The 15,470-nt window shown below is 46.2% G+C and carries 13 protein-coding genes; 6 read left to right on the top strand and 7 right to left on the bottom strand.

Annotated elements, in window-relative coordinates; genetic code table 11:
• Positions 1–28: 28 nt before the first annotated feature.
• Positions 29–163, bottom strand: a complete 135-nt coding sequence (locus ACMXYU_RS00965; RefSeq protein WP_415883120.1) for a hypothetical protein — start codon at positions 161–163, stop codon at positions 29–31.
• A gap of 114 nt (positions 164–277) precedes the next feature.
• On the opposite strand from ACMXYU_RS00965, the gene ACMXYU_RS00960 reads away from it, so the two are divergent.
• Positions 278–1,471 carry a hypothetical protein gene (locus tag ACMXYU_RS00960; protein WP_415899791.1) on the top strand — a complete coding sequence of 398 codons (1,194 nt, stop codon included), beginning with the start codon at positions 278–280 and terminating at the stop codon, positions 1,469–1,471.
• A 10-nt stretch (positions 1,472–1,481) separates the two neighbouring features.
• Positions 1,482–2,096: a 16S rRNA (guanine(966)-N(2))-methyltransferase RsmD gene (rsmD, locus tag ACMXYU_RS00955; RefSeq protein WP_415899790.1), complete on the top strand. Its 615-nt coding sequence runs from the start codon at positions 1,482–1,484 to the stop codon at positions 2,094–2,096.
• 8 nt (positions 2,097–2,104) lie between these two features.
• Here rsmD and ACMXYU_RS00950 read toward each other — a convergent pair whose 3' ends face one another.
• A complete protein-coding gene (locus ACMXYU_RS00950) occupies positions 2,105–3,358 on the bottom strand; it encodes a M48 family metallopeptidase (protein ID WP_415899789.1) in 1,254 nt (417 codons plus the stop codon).
• Between the two features lie 199 nt (positions 3,359–3,557).
• Here ACMXYU_RS00950 and coaD point away from each other — a divergent pair, with 199 nt between their 5' ends.
• The gene (gene coaD, locus ACMXYU_RS00945) at positions 3,558–4,037 is read left to right on the top strand and encodes a pantetheine-phosphate adenylyltransferase (RefSeq protein WP_415886550.1); all 480 of its coding nucleotides are present in this window, start codon (positions 3,558–3,560) and stop codon (positions 4,035–4,037) included.
• 30 nt (positions 4,038–4,067) lie between these two features.
• The gene (locus tag ACMXYU_RS00940; RefSeq protein WP_415899788.1) at positions 4,068–4,316 is read left to right on the top strand and encodes a YfhL family 4Fe-4S dicluster ferredoxin; all 249 of its coding nucleotides are present in this window, start codon (positions 4,068–4,070) and stop codon (positions 4,314–4,316) included.
• A 72-nt stretch (positions 4,317–4,388) separates the two neighbouring features.
• Here the strand turns inward: ACMXYU_RS00940 and ACMXYU_RS00935 are convergent, their stop codons facing one another.
• Genes ACMXYU_RS00935 through ACMXYU_RS00920 form a run of 4 tightly spaced genes read right to left on the bottom strand, consistent with a single transcriptional unit; the run spans position 4,389 to position 10,767 of the window.
• Positions 4,389–7,205 carry a DUF6701 domain-containing protein gene (locus tag ACMXYU_RS00935; RefSeq protein WP_415899787.1) on the bottom strand — a complete coding sequence of 939 codons (2,817 nt, stop codon included), beginning with the start codon at positions 7,203–7,205 and terminating at the stop codon, positions 4,389–4,391.
• 12 nt (positions 7,206–7,217) lie between these two features.
• On the bottom strand, positions 7,218–7,739 hold the full coding sequence (locus ACMXYU_RS00930; RefSeq protein ID WP_415899786.1) for a DUF501 domain-containing protein: 522 nt from the start codon (positions 7,737–7,739) through the stop codon (positions 7,218–7,220).
• A gap of 47 nt (positions 7,740–7,786) precedes the next feature.
• Positions 7,787–9,865 (bottom strand): ATP-dependent DNA helicase RecG, encoded by a 2,079-nt coding sequence (gene recG, locus ACMXYU_RS00925; protein WP_415901142.1) that lies wholly within the window; start codon positions 9,863–9,865, stop codon positions 7,787–7,789.
• The gene (locus ACMXYU_RS00920; protein ID WP_415899785.1) at positions 9,862–10,767 is read right to left on the bottom strand and encodes a hydrogen peroxide-inducible genes activator; all 906 of its coding nucleotides are present in this window, start codon (positions 10,765–10,767) and stop codon (positions 9,862–9,864) included. The genes recG and ACMXYU_RS00920 overlap by 4 nt, the downstream gene beginning before the upstream one ends.
• A 53-nt stretch (positions 10,768–10,820) precedes the next feature.
• Between ACMXYU_RS00920 and ACMXYU_RS00915 the strand changes: the two genes are divergently transcribed.
• Both ACMXYU_RS00915 and ACMXYU_RS00910 read left to right on the top strand, forming a co-directional pair.
• Positions 10,821–11,687 (top strand): SDR family oxidoreductase, encoded by an 867-nt coding sequence (locus ACMXYU_RS00915; RefSeq protein WP_415899784.1) that lies wholly within the window; start codon positions 10,821–10,823, stop codon positions 11,685–11,687.
• 67 nt (positions 11,688–11,754) lie between these two features.
• Positions 11,755–13,269, top strand: a complete 1,515-nt coding sequence (locus tag ACMXYU_RS00910; RefSeq protein ID WP_415899783.1) for a diguanylate cyclase domain-containing protein — start codon at positions 11,755–11,757, stop codon at positions 13,267–13,269.
• A 40-nt stretch (positions 13,270–13,309) separates the two neighbouring features.
• Here the strand turns inward: ACMXYU_RS00910 and ppk1 are convergent, their stop codons facing one another.
• Positions 13,310–15,460 carry a polyphosphate kinase 1 gene (ppk1, locus tag ACMXYU_RS00905; RefSeq protein ID WP_415901141.1) on the bottom strand — a complete coding sequence of 717 codons (2,151 nt, stop codon included), beginning with the start codon at positions 15,458–15,460 and terminating at the stop codon, positions 13,310–13,312.
• Positions 15,461–15,470 lie beyond the last annotated feature (10 nt).

Genomic DNA, 15,470 nt, shown 5'->3' with positions numbered 1-15,470 from the left:
CCACTGGTTGATATAATTCTGCACTTATTTATTCAGCTGAGTCGTCGCTACTCAAATAGCGATAGATTCCCGCAAGCACTAATGCGGTGATCACAACACCTGCGTAAGCGATGTAATCAGTATTCCAGCCTTCGGTAACAAACCATTTTTGTAAACTCAGCATGATTTTCCGTTCTCATACGGCATATTATTTGGGTGATAATGGCCAATAAAATCCAGCAGTCCACCCACAAAGTCTGGTATCTTATCACAGTGATTTGGTACAGAGACTACCCTTATGACAAATGAATACCGTCCCCTGTTTAATCGTAAATATTTGATCGGCCTCGTATGGTTCAGTTTGATCGCCATTATGATCCTTTCATCTATGGGACCAGGAGCAGTCAAATACCATGATATCGAGTCAAATGAGGCACGAACACTTAGCTGGATGGAGTTAGATGACCAGCCAATTACGTTGGTTTTACTGCTGCCTACGCGCCCTGCTTTTAACTCGACTCAGCGACAACTGCAGCAGCTTCAAAGTCAGATTTTACAACAGCGCTTAAATGCACTGGCTAACCCGACTTATAGCTATCATGTGTTACCTCGACAAGATCGCATCGAAGTTACGCTTCGCTGGTCTTCAACGCAAGAATTACCTGACCTGAAATCGATCTGGAGCGCGCTAAGTCAACCGGTCGAAAGTGCTCGTTGGCAGGATCAACTTAAAACCATTCAGGCGCGCCAATATCTAGATGGCCAAAACAGCGAACAGCAGATCATTAATCACTTTTATGAGCGCTTGCAGCCAAGCAATCGCATGACAGTGTTGGGCAACCTCAGTCGCAGCTTTAACATCATGTTCCAAAACCCACGCTTTGCATTGAGTGGTGAAGGGGCTGAAGATCTCGTTTCAGCAATTGAAGATAGCCTTCCGCAACAGCAAAGTGATCAAAACGCAGCGCTGATTTCAGCCAGCCCTCAGTTTATCCAGCACGGTGAAAGTACGGATCAACGCTTCCGCTTATTGGTTGGTACGCTCATTCCCGCTCGCGACTCGAAAGATTTCGTCCAAGAGAGGTTAAGCGCTCAAGTTCTTCAAGACCTGCTTAGTCAACAACAAACACAGTACAATCTTAATTTCCGAATGCTTTGGGCCGCTCTGAGTGATACCGGTTACCGTGCGCTGATTATTGATGGTGTGCAAAATCCAGGTCCAGTATTGCCCCAGCTTAGTCAGATGATTACCGAAGATCTGGTAGAAAAAAGCCAACAGAACTTAGCGTCTCAATGGCATGACAATATGCGCGATATCGCTAACCAAGTTCAAGCACTTAATCTGATTGCGTTCTACCGTTTGCCGGAAGACACATTGGAGACCTATGCGGAGCAGGTTTTAGATCAAGATACCGATCAAGTAATCGAACTCGCGCGCAAAGCCTTACAGGCAGATAAACAAATCAGTATCCTTCAATCTCCCTCGCTTTAAAGGAAAGACCATGGGCCGTCGCAACCCTCCTCGCAAACAGGCGAATAAGACAGATCCCCCCCGTTCGCAACTACGTATTATCGGTGGCGAATGGCGTGGCCGAAAGATAGAGTTTTTTACCGTCGATGGTTTACGCCCTACACCGGACAGAGTAAGAGAAACCTTATTTAACTGGATTCAATCCTCGGTGCCGGGTGCGCAATGCTTAGACTTATTCAGCGGTAGTGGTGCACTTGGTCTGGAAGCTTTATCTCGTGGCGCTGGCAGTATGACCTTTATCGATCTAAACCCGACCACGTCCAGAAAGTTGAAAGACAATATCCAGTTTTTAAAGTGTCAGAATGCCGAAGTCGTTCAGGCCAATGTACTTGAGTGGCTACAAAGCAGAAAAACTGATTGCGAGCAGCGTTATGACTTGGTGTTCCTAGATCCGCCTTTCCGCCAGGATCTTATCGCGCCGTGCTGCGAATTACTGGAAGCGCACAACCTGTTATCAGAAAACGCTCTTATTTACGTTGAAAGCGAGTCAGAACTACATCACCCACAGATACCTAGTCACTGGCATGAGCATAGACAAAAAACGGCAGGCCAAGTGACCTACCGTTTGTATATGCGTAATAGTTAGCCAGTGAACTAATAAGCTGGCTGTACGTCGTCTAGGTAGAAGCTAGCTTCATATTTTTTCAGATCATTCACATGTAGATCTTTCGGGAATTCAAAGCGGGCAGCAAATACCTGCCCCGGTTTGATATAACCTTTAACGTGATCAACATAACGTTCAATCTTGCCATTACGTTTTAGGTACATCCCCATCACCATATCTTTTAGAACCGGCCCTTGCACTGCATAACGCCAACGAGTTTCTAGCACATGGTTACCGGCTTTACGTGAAGACTCTAACTTCAAACCATTCTGCACTGCTTTTACAAAACGCGCTTGATTCTGCTGGCGACGCTCCTCTACTTTAGCTTCCTGATGCTGAACATAAGCCCCGAGTGCTGTAGAGAGCAAAGCAGCAACGCCACCGCCGTCACCTGCGGCTACCTCATTGCTATTTTTGCGCCACAGCACATTATTATCCAACAACTGAGCTGAGCGAGGGTTAATATGGCCTTTGCGGTAATAAGGCATTACAGCCTTACCGACTTTATAAGCCTCTTTATAACGTTCAGCATTTACAGGGTGATCATGATGGAAAAGGGCTCGGGCATTACCTTCCGCAGCATACTTCCTTTGCCAAATACGGCTAGCCGCTAGAGGATCATAACCAGCCAATGCAGCGTACAAGATACCAATGCGATCAGCCTCACGTTCACTTTCATGGGTAAAAGCAGCTTTGTAACCACTACGACGCGCGGAATTCGAACCGGCTAATGCACTGATCTGAGCATGTGTCTGGCGTTCATAGACGTGGTTCGCCACTGTATGTGCGATCTCATGGGCAACAACTGCAGCCAATTCTGCGTCGTCTTTAAGATCAGTCATCAACATAGAGTGCACGACAATATAAGTGCCCCCAGTGGTGAATGCGTTAAAAGAATCGCGCTTGATCAGGATAGGTTCCCAGCGCTCATTTTTGAGATGAGAGATCTGATGAATACGGTCAAATATTCGCACCAAGCGTAGGTATTGGCTACGACTCACTGCAGCATTTACGGGTCTCTTATGCTTCTTCTCATTGGCAATGATTTTTTCAACATAGGCGTTACCCTGCTGAATTTGAGCAGAGCGATTCGCCATACTCAAACTGCGCTGTCCTGTGACTCTATCCTTTTCACTGACAGATTCAGCAACTTGATAAAGCCCTCTATCCACCTTTTGTAAGGTCTGACAGCCTGCTAGCCCAAGAACAAACGCGAATACAGCACAAATACGCAACCAAGACATCTTTGTAATACCCTTAAAACCTATATAGTTATTAGTAATAAAAAATAAATTTCTTATAACCGATACAAATCAAACCATTCCATTATAGTATTTGTACCGCCCGTGCAATTCAGATAATATGCCGCACTTGCTAAACTGCTATTTTATTAGGCCTGAACAATATAGGCACTAATTAGACATCAACTGCTGTGAACCAGATATGAATACAGCCGTATACCCAGGAACATTCGATCCAATCACCAATGGTCATTCGGATCTAATTGAGCGTGCATCTAAACTTTTCGATAAAGTTGTTGTTGCTATCGCCGAAAGCCCTAAGAAGCGACCACTGCTGGAATTAGAAACTCGAGTAGCTTTGGTAGCCGAGGTAACTGCACACCTCGACAATGTAGAAATTGTCGGCTTTGATTGTCTACTAGCAGAGTTACTAGAGCAACAGAACGCAAATATTATTCTACGTGGATTACGTGCTGTTTCGGATTTTGAGTACGAGTTTCAACTCGCAGCGATGAACCGACATCTAGCACCGAACGTAGAAAGTATATTTTTAACACCAGCGGAACATTTATCTTTCGTTTCCTCCACGCTGATCAGAGAGATCTCCAGCCTGGGCGGGGATGTAAGCAAATTTGTTCATCCGTCGGTGTCCAAGGCCCTGATTGAGCACCAGCGCCTGTAAATTTACTTTTATGACAGTGAGGTAGTCATCATGGCATTGATCATTACTGACGAATGTATCAACTGTGACGTATGTGAGCCGGAATGTCCGAACGAGGCCATCTCTCCGGGTGACGAAATTTATGAGATTGAACCATCTAAATGTACTGAGTGCGTAGGCCACTACGATACTCCTCAGTGTGTTGAAGTTTGCCCAGTTGACTGTATCCCTAAAGATCCAGATCACGAAGAAACTGAAGCAGAACTTATGGAAAAATATAAGGCTCTGACTGGTTCATAAGACCGGTATTCAGAATTAAAAAAAGCAGGCATTAGCCTGCTTTTTTATTGGATCATTTCCAGCTTCCCAGCATTATTGAAAACGTTCCTGCCAAAAGATCATTCGATCATTACCACGGGCACGGCCAAAAGTGATAATCGCATCAGGCACACTAATGTCGTTAGCATTACCATCCTGATCCCAATCGTATCGTAGCCAATCATCGATCGAGGTCAGACCTATAGGGAAGTAACCGGTATTGTCATTCCCGCCAGTGCCTGCACCTGGAGCCGTAAATATCAGGCTGAAATCCCCCGAGGCCGCATCACTATTTGTGCCATTGATGCTTAAATTGCCTACAGTGCTACCATCACCCACAGTCACAGTTCGATCTGCAGTGACACTGCTAATTGGATTTCCGTCATAGCTTATGTTCGCTAATGGAATAGTTGCACAACTATCATCAGTGTTACGTACAAATGTCGTGCCGTCCCAATACTGAACTTCAAATGGCACGGGAAGGTCTTGTGTTTCCGGGCCATGTACTGAGCTAATGCTAACCCGCCCATACAAAATCGTTAATGGATCACCCACCTCAATGGACTGACAACTGCCTGAACAATCCCCTGAACTATCAACCGACATGTTTTTTAAACTATCCAAAAAGTCACGACTATCTGGTTCTGATTCAAGACTAAGCCCCAGCTGCAAACCATAAAAGGGACCATCAGGCAGACCTGCATTTCCGCCATTGCGTGTAAAGATCACATTTTTTAATTCATTATCTGAAGCACTGGTTCGATCAATAACGCCTGACTCCCAACCGGAAAGCGACTCCGACACTACTATCCGATCACTCAAATCAATACCATCATCATTATTCTCAGCTTTAACCACTAAGGAACCGGTGCCTATGGTGTAAAGAACCAAATCGTAATTTTCAGTTATTTCTTCATTGAGCGCTCGAGCTTCCACCCTATATTCAAATGCGTTGAAAGGTTCCTGCATGTAAGTAAAACTGCCAACAGCAGAACAAGCCGCCGTTACACCATCATCACTCATCACAAAGTGATCTGGATAAAATCGACCTATTTTTGTCGCTACACTCTGAATATCATCAGCCTCAAGATAAGAGGATAAATTTGCCATCAGGTTCATGCTACCCACCTCATCATAGTTAAGCGTTGCGGTAACATCTGCCCCATTGCGATTACTAAAAGTATCCAACAAAGGAGTAACTGTTCCTGATAATATCCCTGGACTTCCATCAGCTGGGGTAAATGATTCGACACTGAGGCTTACTGTACCAGTGAAGTTTGGTGTAATGCCGTTATCAGTAACATCAGCATCACCGTCAGGGATACCATTTGTATCCGCATCATCCTCGGCTTGGTATAGGTAAGCATTGATATCGACAGTAAAATCGCTACCCGCCGAGGTAAATGCATCACCACCGGTTTCATCTCCCCCCGGATTGCTGAGTCCTGCTACTATAGACGGAAATCCAAAAGCAAAAGGCCTAACAACGAAAAGGGGAGACGAGCCTGTTAATACCGCACCGGTATCCGCCGTATAACTAGCATGCAATTGCATCTGACCTGCATCGTTATAGGTAAATGAGAAGGGAGCTTTCGCGTCTGAACCAAAGAGCATTTCAACTGAGGTATAGCTAGCAGGAGTAGTTGGTGAGGCCGAATGGGTCACAATATTGTTGGTTTCATTGCCCGTGAAACTAAAAGTTTGCCCCGCACACGTCGAAGGATTTTCACATTGCGCAGCAAAATTTATGTCCACCGCCTCTGAAGGGCTAAATAATGTCCCGCACGCTGTAGGATTTTCATCGTCTACAGTAATCGCCTGAAGATATAGAGTTTCATTATTGGGAGCTGTATTAGATCCCTTACCTGCTATTTGTGTTGGTATAATTTCATTACCATCACTGTCAATAAAACGAAATTCGGTTGTATCAAAAGTAATACTTGGATCATCCGCAGCATCTGCACTGCCGCTCTTTTCCGTAATACTGCCATCTGTAACATCAAATCCGAACGTACCAGTACCCGTAAAGCTGTAACTTAATACCACAGAAGCTTCATTAGAACCGAAGGTATAAGTCGCCTCACCATCATCCGAGCTTCCATTACTAAAACTGCCTGAGCCCGATTTAAGAGCCCAGTTACCAGCAACATTTGTAGCACTGACAGTTATTGAGGCACCATCGGCGGATATAGTTGCATGACTAGAATCATGAGCTGTTATCGCCACATCCTCGGCCACACAACCAATACCTGTTCCAGAGTGCGAGATTGAATAATGGTCTATATCCGATTCATCACCATCATTACTGGATCCTGGGGTAGGATCTCCTACTTCTTCGAAGTCCCCACTCCCATTAGGCTTACGTGCAAAAATAACCTTATTACTTCCACCACCTGACAATTCATTAGAACAGGAATCCGGCACATCCCAATATTGAGCTTTCTTACAGCTATCCTTACAGAAATGAACATAATCCAAAATAAGGCCATCTGCATCGACGAGTGCAACTTCCCATTCATTGGAGTTCAAGGTCTGTGCCGAACTAAGATATTCAACCGGATTATAAACAGTGATGCCATTATCAGCAGGAGAAGAAAACTTATCAAAGGAACCAATCAAAAAATTTCCAACGCCATATGATACACAGGAAGGTGTTTTCCCTCCCTCATTAGTACATAAGCGCCAACCAGCAACGTCAACAGGTTCAGAGCCTATCAAAATTGTTTCGACATATTTTATTGGCCCAGCAGTGCCTTGGGGCACAAGTTCGTTTATTCGTCCTGACGGATCGCTATGGCATACTGCGGCATGAAGAAGAACAGGCTGTAGCAGAGCAACTATTAGCAGGGATATTCTATAAACGAACGTCATTAGGATATTTACCTAAATTAATGCAGAATCAATTTTTGAATGTAATTCATACCGCTCATCCAAAATCCGCCCAATCGCACTACCCTGCGCTAAGTGATAAGCATACTGCATATGTAAGCAGCGGATTTTGTCCCATTGAGAGATACCACCAATCCCATACTTACTATACAGCGGTGTGAAACCTAATTCCTCGATACGCTGTTTCTGCTCTTCAGAAGCAGAAGCCCAACGAAGATCGACATAACGCTGCTGATCCGCTAAGTGCTCAGCACGAAGCGTTTCGTTATCGATCAGCTCTTGTTCCAGCTCTTTAACCGCACCTGCTGTTTCTATCTCAGCGATAGCTTGATAGATATCCTTACTGGCCATCCAATAAAGCGTTGGGAAAGGTTTATCATCAACCAAAAGATCCATCTGCAAAACCAATGGAATCTCTTGATCGTTTTGCACAGCAATACCCGCTAAACCACGAGGCTCACGGCCCAACTGCTGTCGAATAATTTCTAACTGCTTTTCACTGGGTGAAATCAACACTACTACTCTCTATCTGTGACAAGCGAATGAATAGATTAATCTGTTTATTATACATTACCGTAGTCTTCACCACGGCCTAGCCAACGTTCAACTAAGGAATCTGCAAAATCAGGCCACTCTTGCATCTGACCCGCCACCATCTTAACCCGGGTTAACAAATCTGAATCACGCTGCAGATCGGCCATCTTAAACTGCATCGTTCCGGTCTGCCTTGTCCCGAGTACTTCACCCGGACCACGCAGTTGTAGATCCTTCTCTGCAATTTTAAAACCATCGGTGGTTTCGCGCATGACAGTTAAACGCTCACGCCCCTGGTTGGATAAAGGCGCGTGATACATCAACACACAAAAGCTTTCGACAGAGCCACGGCCCACTCGACCACGCAACTGATGCAACTGCGCTAAACCTAAGCGCTCCGGGTTCTCTATAATCATCACACTGGCATTAGGAACGTCCACGCCTACTTCAATGACCGTTGTCGCGACCAAAAGGTCCAATTCAGCAGCTTTAAACTGCTGCATAATTTCAGCTTTTTCAGCTGGCTTCATACGGCCATGCACTAATCCTATGCTTAGTTCCGGTAGCGCTACTTTCAGATCCTCTGCAGTAACTTCTGCCGCTTGGCACTGCAACGCTTCTGACTCTTCAATCAGCGTACATACCCAGTAAACCTGACGCTTTTCAGCGCAGGCTTTTTGTACCCGCTGAATAACTTCGTCGCGGCGGCTATCGGCGATCACTACAGTACTCACAGGTGTTCTACCCGGTGGCAGCTCATCAATAATAGAGCAGTCCAGGTCAGCGTAAGCACTCATGGTCAAAGTTCGAGGAATCGGCGTAGCGGTCATAATCAACTGATGCGGCGCCAACTCACCATTGCGCCCTTTTTCACGCAGTGACAGCCGTTGATGCACACCAAAGCGGTGCTGCTCATCAATCACCACTAAACCTAGATCAGAGAAGACTACCTCCTCTTGGAAGAGCGCGTGCGTACCGACAACAACCCGTGCTTCGCCGGTTCTAATCGCTTCTAGTTGCGCCTGTCGTTGCTTTCCTTTGAGCTTACCTGCCAACCACGCAACTTTGATATCCAGCGACTCCAGCCAGTTACTGAAGTTGATAAAGTGCTGTTCGGCCAAAATCTCGGTCGGTGCCATAATCGCAGCTTGCAGACCACTTTCTACCGTTTGTAGAGCAGCCAAAGCCGCCACAACGGTTTTACCTGAGCCTACGTCTCCCTGCACTAAACGCAGCATCGGATAAGCTTGCGCCAGATCGTTGGCAATTTCGTCGCCTACACGCTGTTGCGCGCCTGTTAACGGGAACGGTAGCTGATCTAAAAAGGCCTGTTTAAGTTGCCCTGTGCCCGGCAGTTCGGGCGCGCCTTTTTGACGTGCTTTTTGGCGTAGTTTCAACAAAGAGAGGTGATGAGCAAGTAGCTCTTCAAACGCCAAACGACGCTGAGCAGGGTGCATACCGTCCAACAAAAGGTGTTGGTCTACATCAACCGGAGGGCGATGGAGGTAAGCGACGGCATCATTCAAACTTGGGAACTGCCAACCCTGACGCAACTGCTCAGGCACGAGTTCTTGCAAGCCTCCCTCTTTCAAATAGTTAAGCGCCTGATCCGTCAGAGCACGCAAGCGCCCCTGATGAAGGCCTTCGGTGGTTGGATAGATTGGTGTCAGGTTTTCTTCAACCGGGACCAAATCATCGTTATCCACCCGCTTATATTCTGGATGGACAATCTCCAAACCGTTTGCACCGGTACGCGCTTCACCAAAACAACGAATACGAGTACCAGGTTTTAAGTTATTTTTCTGGGCAGCAGTAAAATGAAAGAAACGTAGCGTCAGCGACCCGGTGCCATCTTGAATGCGGCACAACAAACTACGGCGACGACCTTTGCTGATATCCGCCAGTTTCACCTCGCCCTCAACCACGCACTCATCACCAGGACGTAGCGCCCCCATAGGCACAATACGCGTACGATCTTGGTAACGCAGAGGCAGATGAAACAACAGATCCTGTAGATTTTGAATACCAAGGTTATGCAGCTTCTGCTCTAACGCAGCACCAACACCCTTTAACTCTGTGACAGGAATCGCAGCAAGCAACAAACTTATTTACCGCCTGCAGGATCAAAAGAGGCAATAGCTTCAACCAACACATCGATCGCTTGCGGACGCGGGAAGCTAGCACGCCAAGCAACCCCAACCGTACGCTCAGGCACAGGCTCTTGGAACGGGCGCGTTACCACCAGCTCTGATTGACCCGTTCCATATACAGCGGATTGCGGTAACACAGAACAACCTAGGCCAGAACCGACCATCATACGGATAGTCTCTAAAGAGCTACCCTCGGTAATCGTATGTTGAGTATTAATCGCTTGATTCAACGTTGGGCAGGATTCTAAGACCTGATCCCTAAAGCAATGCCCTTCTCCCAATAGCAACAGTGGGGTATTAGGCAGATCTTCACTATTAATCGTTTTCTGCTGAGCCCAAGGGTGGCCCACAGGCATCAGCATTTCGAAATGTTCGTCGTAGAGAGGGCGCGTCAGAATATCTGGCTCTTGGAATGGCAGCGCCAAGATAATTGCATCCAGCTCACCATTACGAATCTTAACTCGCAGATTCTCGGTGAAGTTCTCCTCGATATACAGCGGCATATCAGGCGCAAGCTTTTGTACCTGAGAAACCAGATGAGGAAAAAGATAAGGTCCAATGGTGTAGATCGCACCTACGCGAAGTGGGCTTTTAAGTTGGTCTTTACCTTCCAGCGCTAGATCTTTGATGGTATCGGCTTGCTCAAGCACACGCTGCGCTTGCTGCACCACTTTATCGCCTACAGGTGTGACACGAACCGAGTTCTTACTGCGTTCAAACAGCGGCACACCCAACTCATCTTCGAGCTTTTTGACCGCAATAGACAAGGTAGGCTGACTGACAAAACACTTTTCAGCCGCATGACCAAAATGCTGTTCTCTCGCCAAGGTAACAATGTAACGCAATTCTGTAAGGGTCATCCGGCCTTATCCTTTGCTATGATAGGTCTGTGATTTTTGGAGGCTTAACCTGTATGCAACAAGCAACTATTTTAATCGTCGGCTGCGGCGATGTTGGCTCAACTCTTGGACAAATGTTATTAAATCAAGGGCATAAGGTATTTGGCCTACGTCGTAATATAAACCAGCTACCGCAAGGCATCCAAGGAATAAGCGCTGATCTCACAAATTTAGAGAGTTTAAAAGCGGCTCTGGCGGATTTAGACGAGTGTCACATCCTTGTCTATTCGGCAGCAGCAAGTAGTCACGACGAAGCGGGCTACGAAGCGGCCTATGTTACCGGTGTACAAAACACCCTAAAAGCACTATCCCCAAAACCACAACATCTTTTCTTCACTTCAAGCACTGGGGTGTACCATCAAAATAATAGTGATTGGGTGGATGAAAACAGCCCCTGCGAACCAAAGTCTTTCAGCGGCAAGATCATGCTCAAAGGTGAACAGCAGGTTTTAAGCTCTGAGATACCAGGTACTGTGGTTAGATTTAGCGGCATTTATGGCCCTGATAGAGGCTATCTAATTAGTCGTGTAAGAGGAGGTGATATTGCCCCCGCAGAGCCTCTGCATTTTAGTAACCGTATTCACCGCGATGATTGCGCAGGCGTCTTAAATTTTTTGATTGCCAAAGTGCTTAACGGAGAAGCTATAGACCCTTGCTATCTAGCCAGTGATAGCAATCCGGTAACTATGCATGAGATCACCACTTGGATCGCAAAAGAAACCAAGAGTCAGATAACATCTGAAACTGTTTCGCGTCGCGCAGGCAGTAAGCGCTGTTCAAATAAACGCATCATTGAAGCGGGTTATCGCTTCAAATATCCGTCATATGTAGATGGTTACAGTGAATTAATAGATCTTGATCAAGAATCAGGCGATAAATAAAACTTAAGCTCCTGCATACTGTAGTTTTTGATACAATTGCGCGCTCAATTCAGCAGTATTCTATAGTATGCAGCAGTATCGCAATCTTATTCTTGGTTTTGTCCTGATCATTACCTTAATGACAGGTTTAGGCGGATTTAGCCTATACCATCTCAACAACATCTCTAAAGATGTAGACAACATCTACAACCACCCATTTGCTGTGAGCAATGCTGGGCAGTCGATACAGACCCTCGTGTTCGCAATGCACCGCGATATGAAAGATGTGGTGTTGGTAAAAGATCCAGATCAACTCAAAGCCACCCTCGAGCAAGTTCACCGCCAGGAGCAGCAAGTACTCAAACAGTTCGACATCATCTTTGAGCGTTTTTTGGGTAACAAAGTCACTATTAAGCAGGCCTACCAGACCTTTATTGAGTGGAAACCTATTCGTGACGAAGTAGCCCAGTTAGCTTTAGCTGGTGATACCGAGAAAGCGGCTGAGATTACTCGCGCCAAAGGTGCCCAGCACGTAGATCAACTACTTTCAGAAGTGCATGAATTCGTTCTCTTTGCCCAGAACAAAGCTAATCAGTTTCATAAGCAATCATCAAAAAACAGAGATCACTCCCTATCCGTGGTTGCGACCATCGGCTTCTTAACTATTGTGATCTCGCTTTTAATTGCAATTAAAGTTACACGCCTCATTCTTAATTCAAATAAAGCACTATCGCAACGAGAACACCTAATTGATCAGAACATCATGCTCGCTAACCTCGATCAGCAAGGTGTCATTATTGACGCCAGTAATGCCCTTTGCCGCTTTTTAGACACAACTAAAGAAGAGCTGGTTGGCAAGCAGAGTAGTTTCTTTGATAACTCGGATAGCCATAGCATGCTGTCGGAGCAGATCTGGAAGACCATCAAGACCGGAAAAACATGGCAGGGCGAGATCCGTCATATCAACGAAGACGGTCTAATGCATTGGGCCAACTCGCGGATTCTACCGAACATTAACGAACGCTATGAGATAACTGGCTTTACCAATCTGCTGCAGGATTCCACCAGCAAAAAGCTATCAATCACCGATAAGCTCACCACACTACCAAACCGTCGTAGTTTTGAAGATGTGTTAGAGCGTGAAATAAAGCTCAGCTACCGTCATGGTACTGCGATAGCTTTGGCGATTTTGGATGTAGATTTCTTCAAGCTTTACAACGATACCTATGGTCACCCGCAAGGTGATAAAGCCCTGCGTGATGTTGCCAACTGCATCATTGGCTGCCTACGCAGACCTTCCGATTTTGCATTCCGCATCGGCGGTGAAGAGTTTGCAATCATCATCACAGAGCAAGATGCAGCTAAAGCCCAAGCTTTCTTAGATCGTATTCGAGAAGAAGTGGAAGCGCTGCATATTCGTCACGAGAAGAGCACTGTCAGCGAATATGTCACTATATCTATAGGTGCCTATTGGAGTGCTGGCAATCAGATTTCTGATAAGAATGAACTCTACACAGAAGCGGATAAAGCGCTCTATCTAGCTAAGAACAACCGTAACGAACTGGTCGTTCATAACCATCAAAGCTATTTAAAGACAGCTTAACAGCCTTACTCCAAGAATAAGGCTGTTGAGCTAAAGGAGACTACTTAGCAAACTCTTCTAACAGTGTTTGCTGAGCAGAGAAGATCTCTTCTCCTTCTGCTGGTTGATTCTGAATATAACTGCCGTCCGCTTGCAATTCCCAGCTCTGGCAGTTGTCTTTCATATAGTAATCCAGCTCACGCTTTAATCTCTCACTATGCTTACCAAAAACTTGGAAGCCCGTTTCTACACGATTAAGCATGTTACGCTCCATCCAGTCGGCGCTGGCGCAGAACACTTCCGGTTTACCGTCATTACCAAAATAGTAAACGCGCGTATGCTCTAGGAATCGACCGATAATTGAGCGAACTTTGATATTTTCAGACAGCCCTTCAATGCCCGGACGTAAACGACACATACCACGAATAATCAGATCGATCTGAACACCCGCTGCAGCTGCTTCATATAGGGCACGGATCATCTTCGGCTCAGTCAGACCATTCACTTTCACCATGATATGACCCGGCTTACCCGACTTAGCTAAACGGGTTTCACGACGGATCAGTTCGATCATTTTAGAGTGCAACGTAAACGGTGCTGTGTATAACTTTTTCAGCTTCTGGATCTTACCCATACCCGTTAGTTGCTGGAAAACCTTGTGGACATCTTCGCCCACCTCTTGATCCGCAGTCAGATAGCTGTAATCAGAATACAGGCGCGCTGTACCCGAGTGATAGTTACCCGTACCTAAGTGAGAATAACGCACTAAGTGATTCTCCTCTTCTCGTACGATTAGCATCGCTTTAGCGTGGCACTTATAACCAACCACCCCATAAACAACCAAACAACCTGCCTCCTGCAAACGTGCCGCAAGGTGTAGGTTACTTTCTTCATCAAAACGAGCTCGAAGCTCGATAACAACAGTCACCTCTTTACCGCTACGCGCCGCTTCCACCAGCGCATTTACGATATCGGATTTAACCCCAGTTCGATAAAGGGTCTGTTTAATCGCTACAACATCCGGATCTTTCGCCGCCTGACGCAACAGATCCACAACTGGCGTAAATGACTGGAATGGATGCAACAGCAACTGGTCATTAGCTTTGAGCGCATCAAAAATATTGTCACCTTTTAGTTTACCGGGAATACCCGGTGAAAAAGGCTTCCAACGTAGATCGCTACGTTCGACCAGATCTCGAACTGCCATTAGACGAGTCAGGTTTACTGGGCCATTTACACGATACGTCTGAGACTCATCCAGTTTGTATTCTTTCTGCAAGAAGGCGATCAACTCTTCAGGGGTACGCTGGTCCACCTCTAGCCTTACCGCATCACCGTATTTACGGGAGTGCAGCTCACCACGCAGGGTATTCGCTAAGTCTTCAACCTCTTCAACATCGAAGGTCATATCGGCATTACGGGTGATACGGAACTGGTAACAACCTTTAACCGTCATTCCTGGGAATAGCTCATCCGCAAATTCGTGGATAATCGAGGACAAGAAGATCAGGTTATCGCCGCCATCACAGAGATTATCTGGAAGACGGATCAAACGTGGTAATGAGCGCGGCGCCGGAATAATCGCCATGCCGGTTTCACGACCAAAGGCATCTTTACCATCCAGTTCAACGATAAAGTTAAGACTCTTATTCACCAAACGAGGGAATGGGTGTGACGGATCCAAACCAACAGGACTGATGACCGGTACAACACGATCATAGAAGTAAGACTGCACCCACTCTCTCTGCTCCGGCGTCCATAGGTGACGACGAATAAAGTGAATCTCCTCCTTCTCTAATTCAGGGAAGATCGTTTCATTCAGGATCTTATATTGACGATCGACAGTCAGGTGACAAATTTCGCTGATACGCTGCAGTACCGTGCGCGGATGCATCGCATCGGGACCAACTGCCTCACGACCATATTTCAACTGAGTCATCTGCTCAGCAACACGGATCTCGAAAAATTCGTCCAAGTTACTGGAGAAGATCAACAGGAACATCAACCGTTCTAACAACGGGTGCTGCTCCTCTAAGGCTTGCTCGAGAACTCGGATATTAAACTGCAGATGGCTGAGTTCACGGTTGATATAGAGCTCGGGCACCTTCAGATCAACCGGTGTTTCCTCTACCTCTTGCTCTGTTGTTGCAACATTTTCACGGCTCTCTAATAACGCCGCTGCTGCTTCGCTCTGTTCCGCTGATTCAACCATCACGCTGTTT

The organism is Neptuniibacter sp. QD48_11 (assembly GCF_047778095.1).
Classification (GTDB): Bacteria; Pseudomonadota; Gammaproteobacteria; order Pseudomonadales; family Balneatricaceae; genus Neptuniibacter.
The sequence above is the reverse complement of the archived record's forward strand: the minus strand, read 5'-3'. Positions and strand labels throughout refer to the sequence as shown.

What these genes read in the sequence shown, in the direction of transcription:
- ACMXYU_RS00965 (WP_415883120.1), bottom strand. Translation starts at nt 163, where the DNA reads ATGCTGAGTTTACAAAAATGGTTTGTTACCGAAGGCTGGAATACTGAT.
- ACMXYU_RS00960 (WP_415899791.1), top strand. Translation starts at nt 278, where the DNA reads ATGACAAATGAATACCGTCCCCTGTTTAATCGTAAATATTTGATCGGC.
- rsmD (WP_415899790.1), top strand. Translation starts at nt 1,482, where the DNA reads ATGGGCCGTCGCAACCCTCCTCGCAAACAGGCGAATAAGACAGATCCC.
- ACMXYU_RS00950 (WP_415899789.1), bottom strand. Translation starts at nt 3,358, where the DNA reads ATGTCTTGGTTGCGTATTTGTGCTGTATTCGCGTTTGTTCTTGGGCTA.
- coaD (WP_415886550.1), top strand. Translation starts at nt 3,558, where the DNA reads ATGAATACAGCCGTATACCCAGGAACATTCGATCCAATCACCAATGGT.
- ACMXYU_RS00940 (WP_415899788.1), top strand. Translation starts at nt 4,068, where the DNA reads ATGGCATTGATCATTACTGACGAATGTATCAACTGTGACGTATGTGAG.
- ACMXYU_RS00935 (WP_415899787.1), bottom strand. Translation starts at nt 7,205, where the DNA reads ATGACGTTCGTTTATAGAATATCCCTGCTAATAGTTGCTCTGCTACAG.
- ACMXYU_RS00920 (WP_415899785.1), bottom strand. Translation starts at nt 10,767, where the DNA reads ATGACCCTTACAGAATTGCGTTACATTGTTACCTTGGCGAGAGAACAG.
- ACMXYU_RS00915 (WP_415899784.1), top strand. Translation starts at nt 10,821, where the DNA reads ATGCAACAAGCAACTATTTTAATCGTCGGCTGCGGCGATGTTGGCTCA.
- ACMXYU_RS00910 (WP_415899783.1), top strand. Translation starts at nt 11,755, where the DNA reads ATGCAGCAGTATCGCAATCTTATTCTTGGTTTTGTCCTGATCATTACC.
- ppk1 (WP_415901141.1), bottom strand. Translation starts at nt 15,460, where the DNA reads ATGGTTGAATCAGCGGAACAGAGCGAAGCAGCAGCGGCGTTATTAGAG.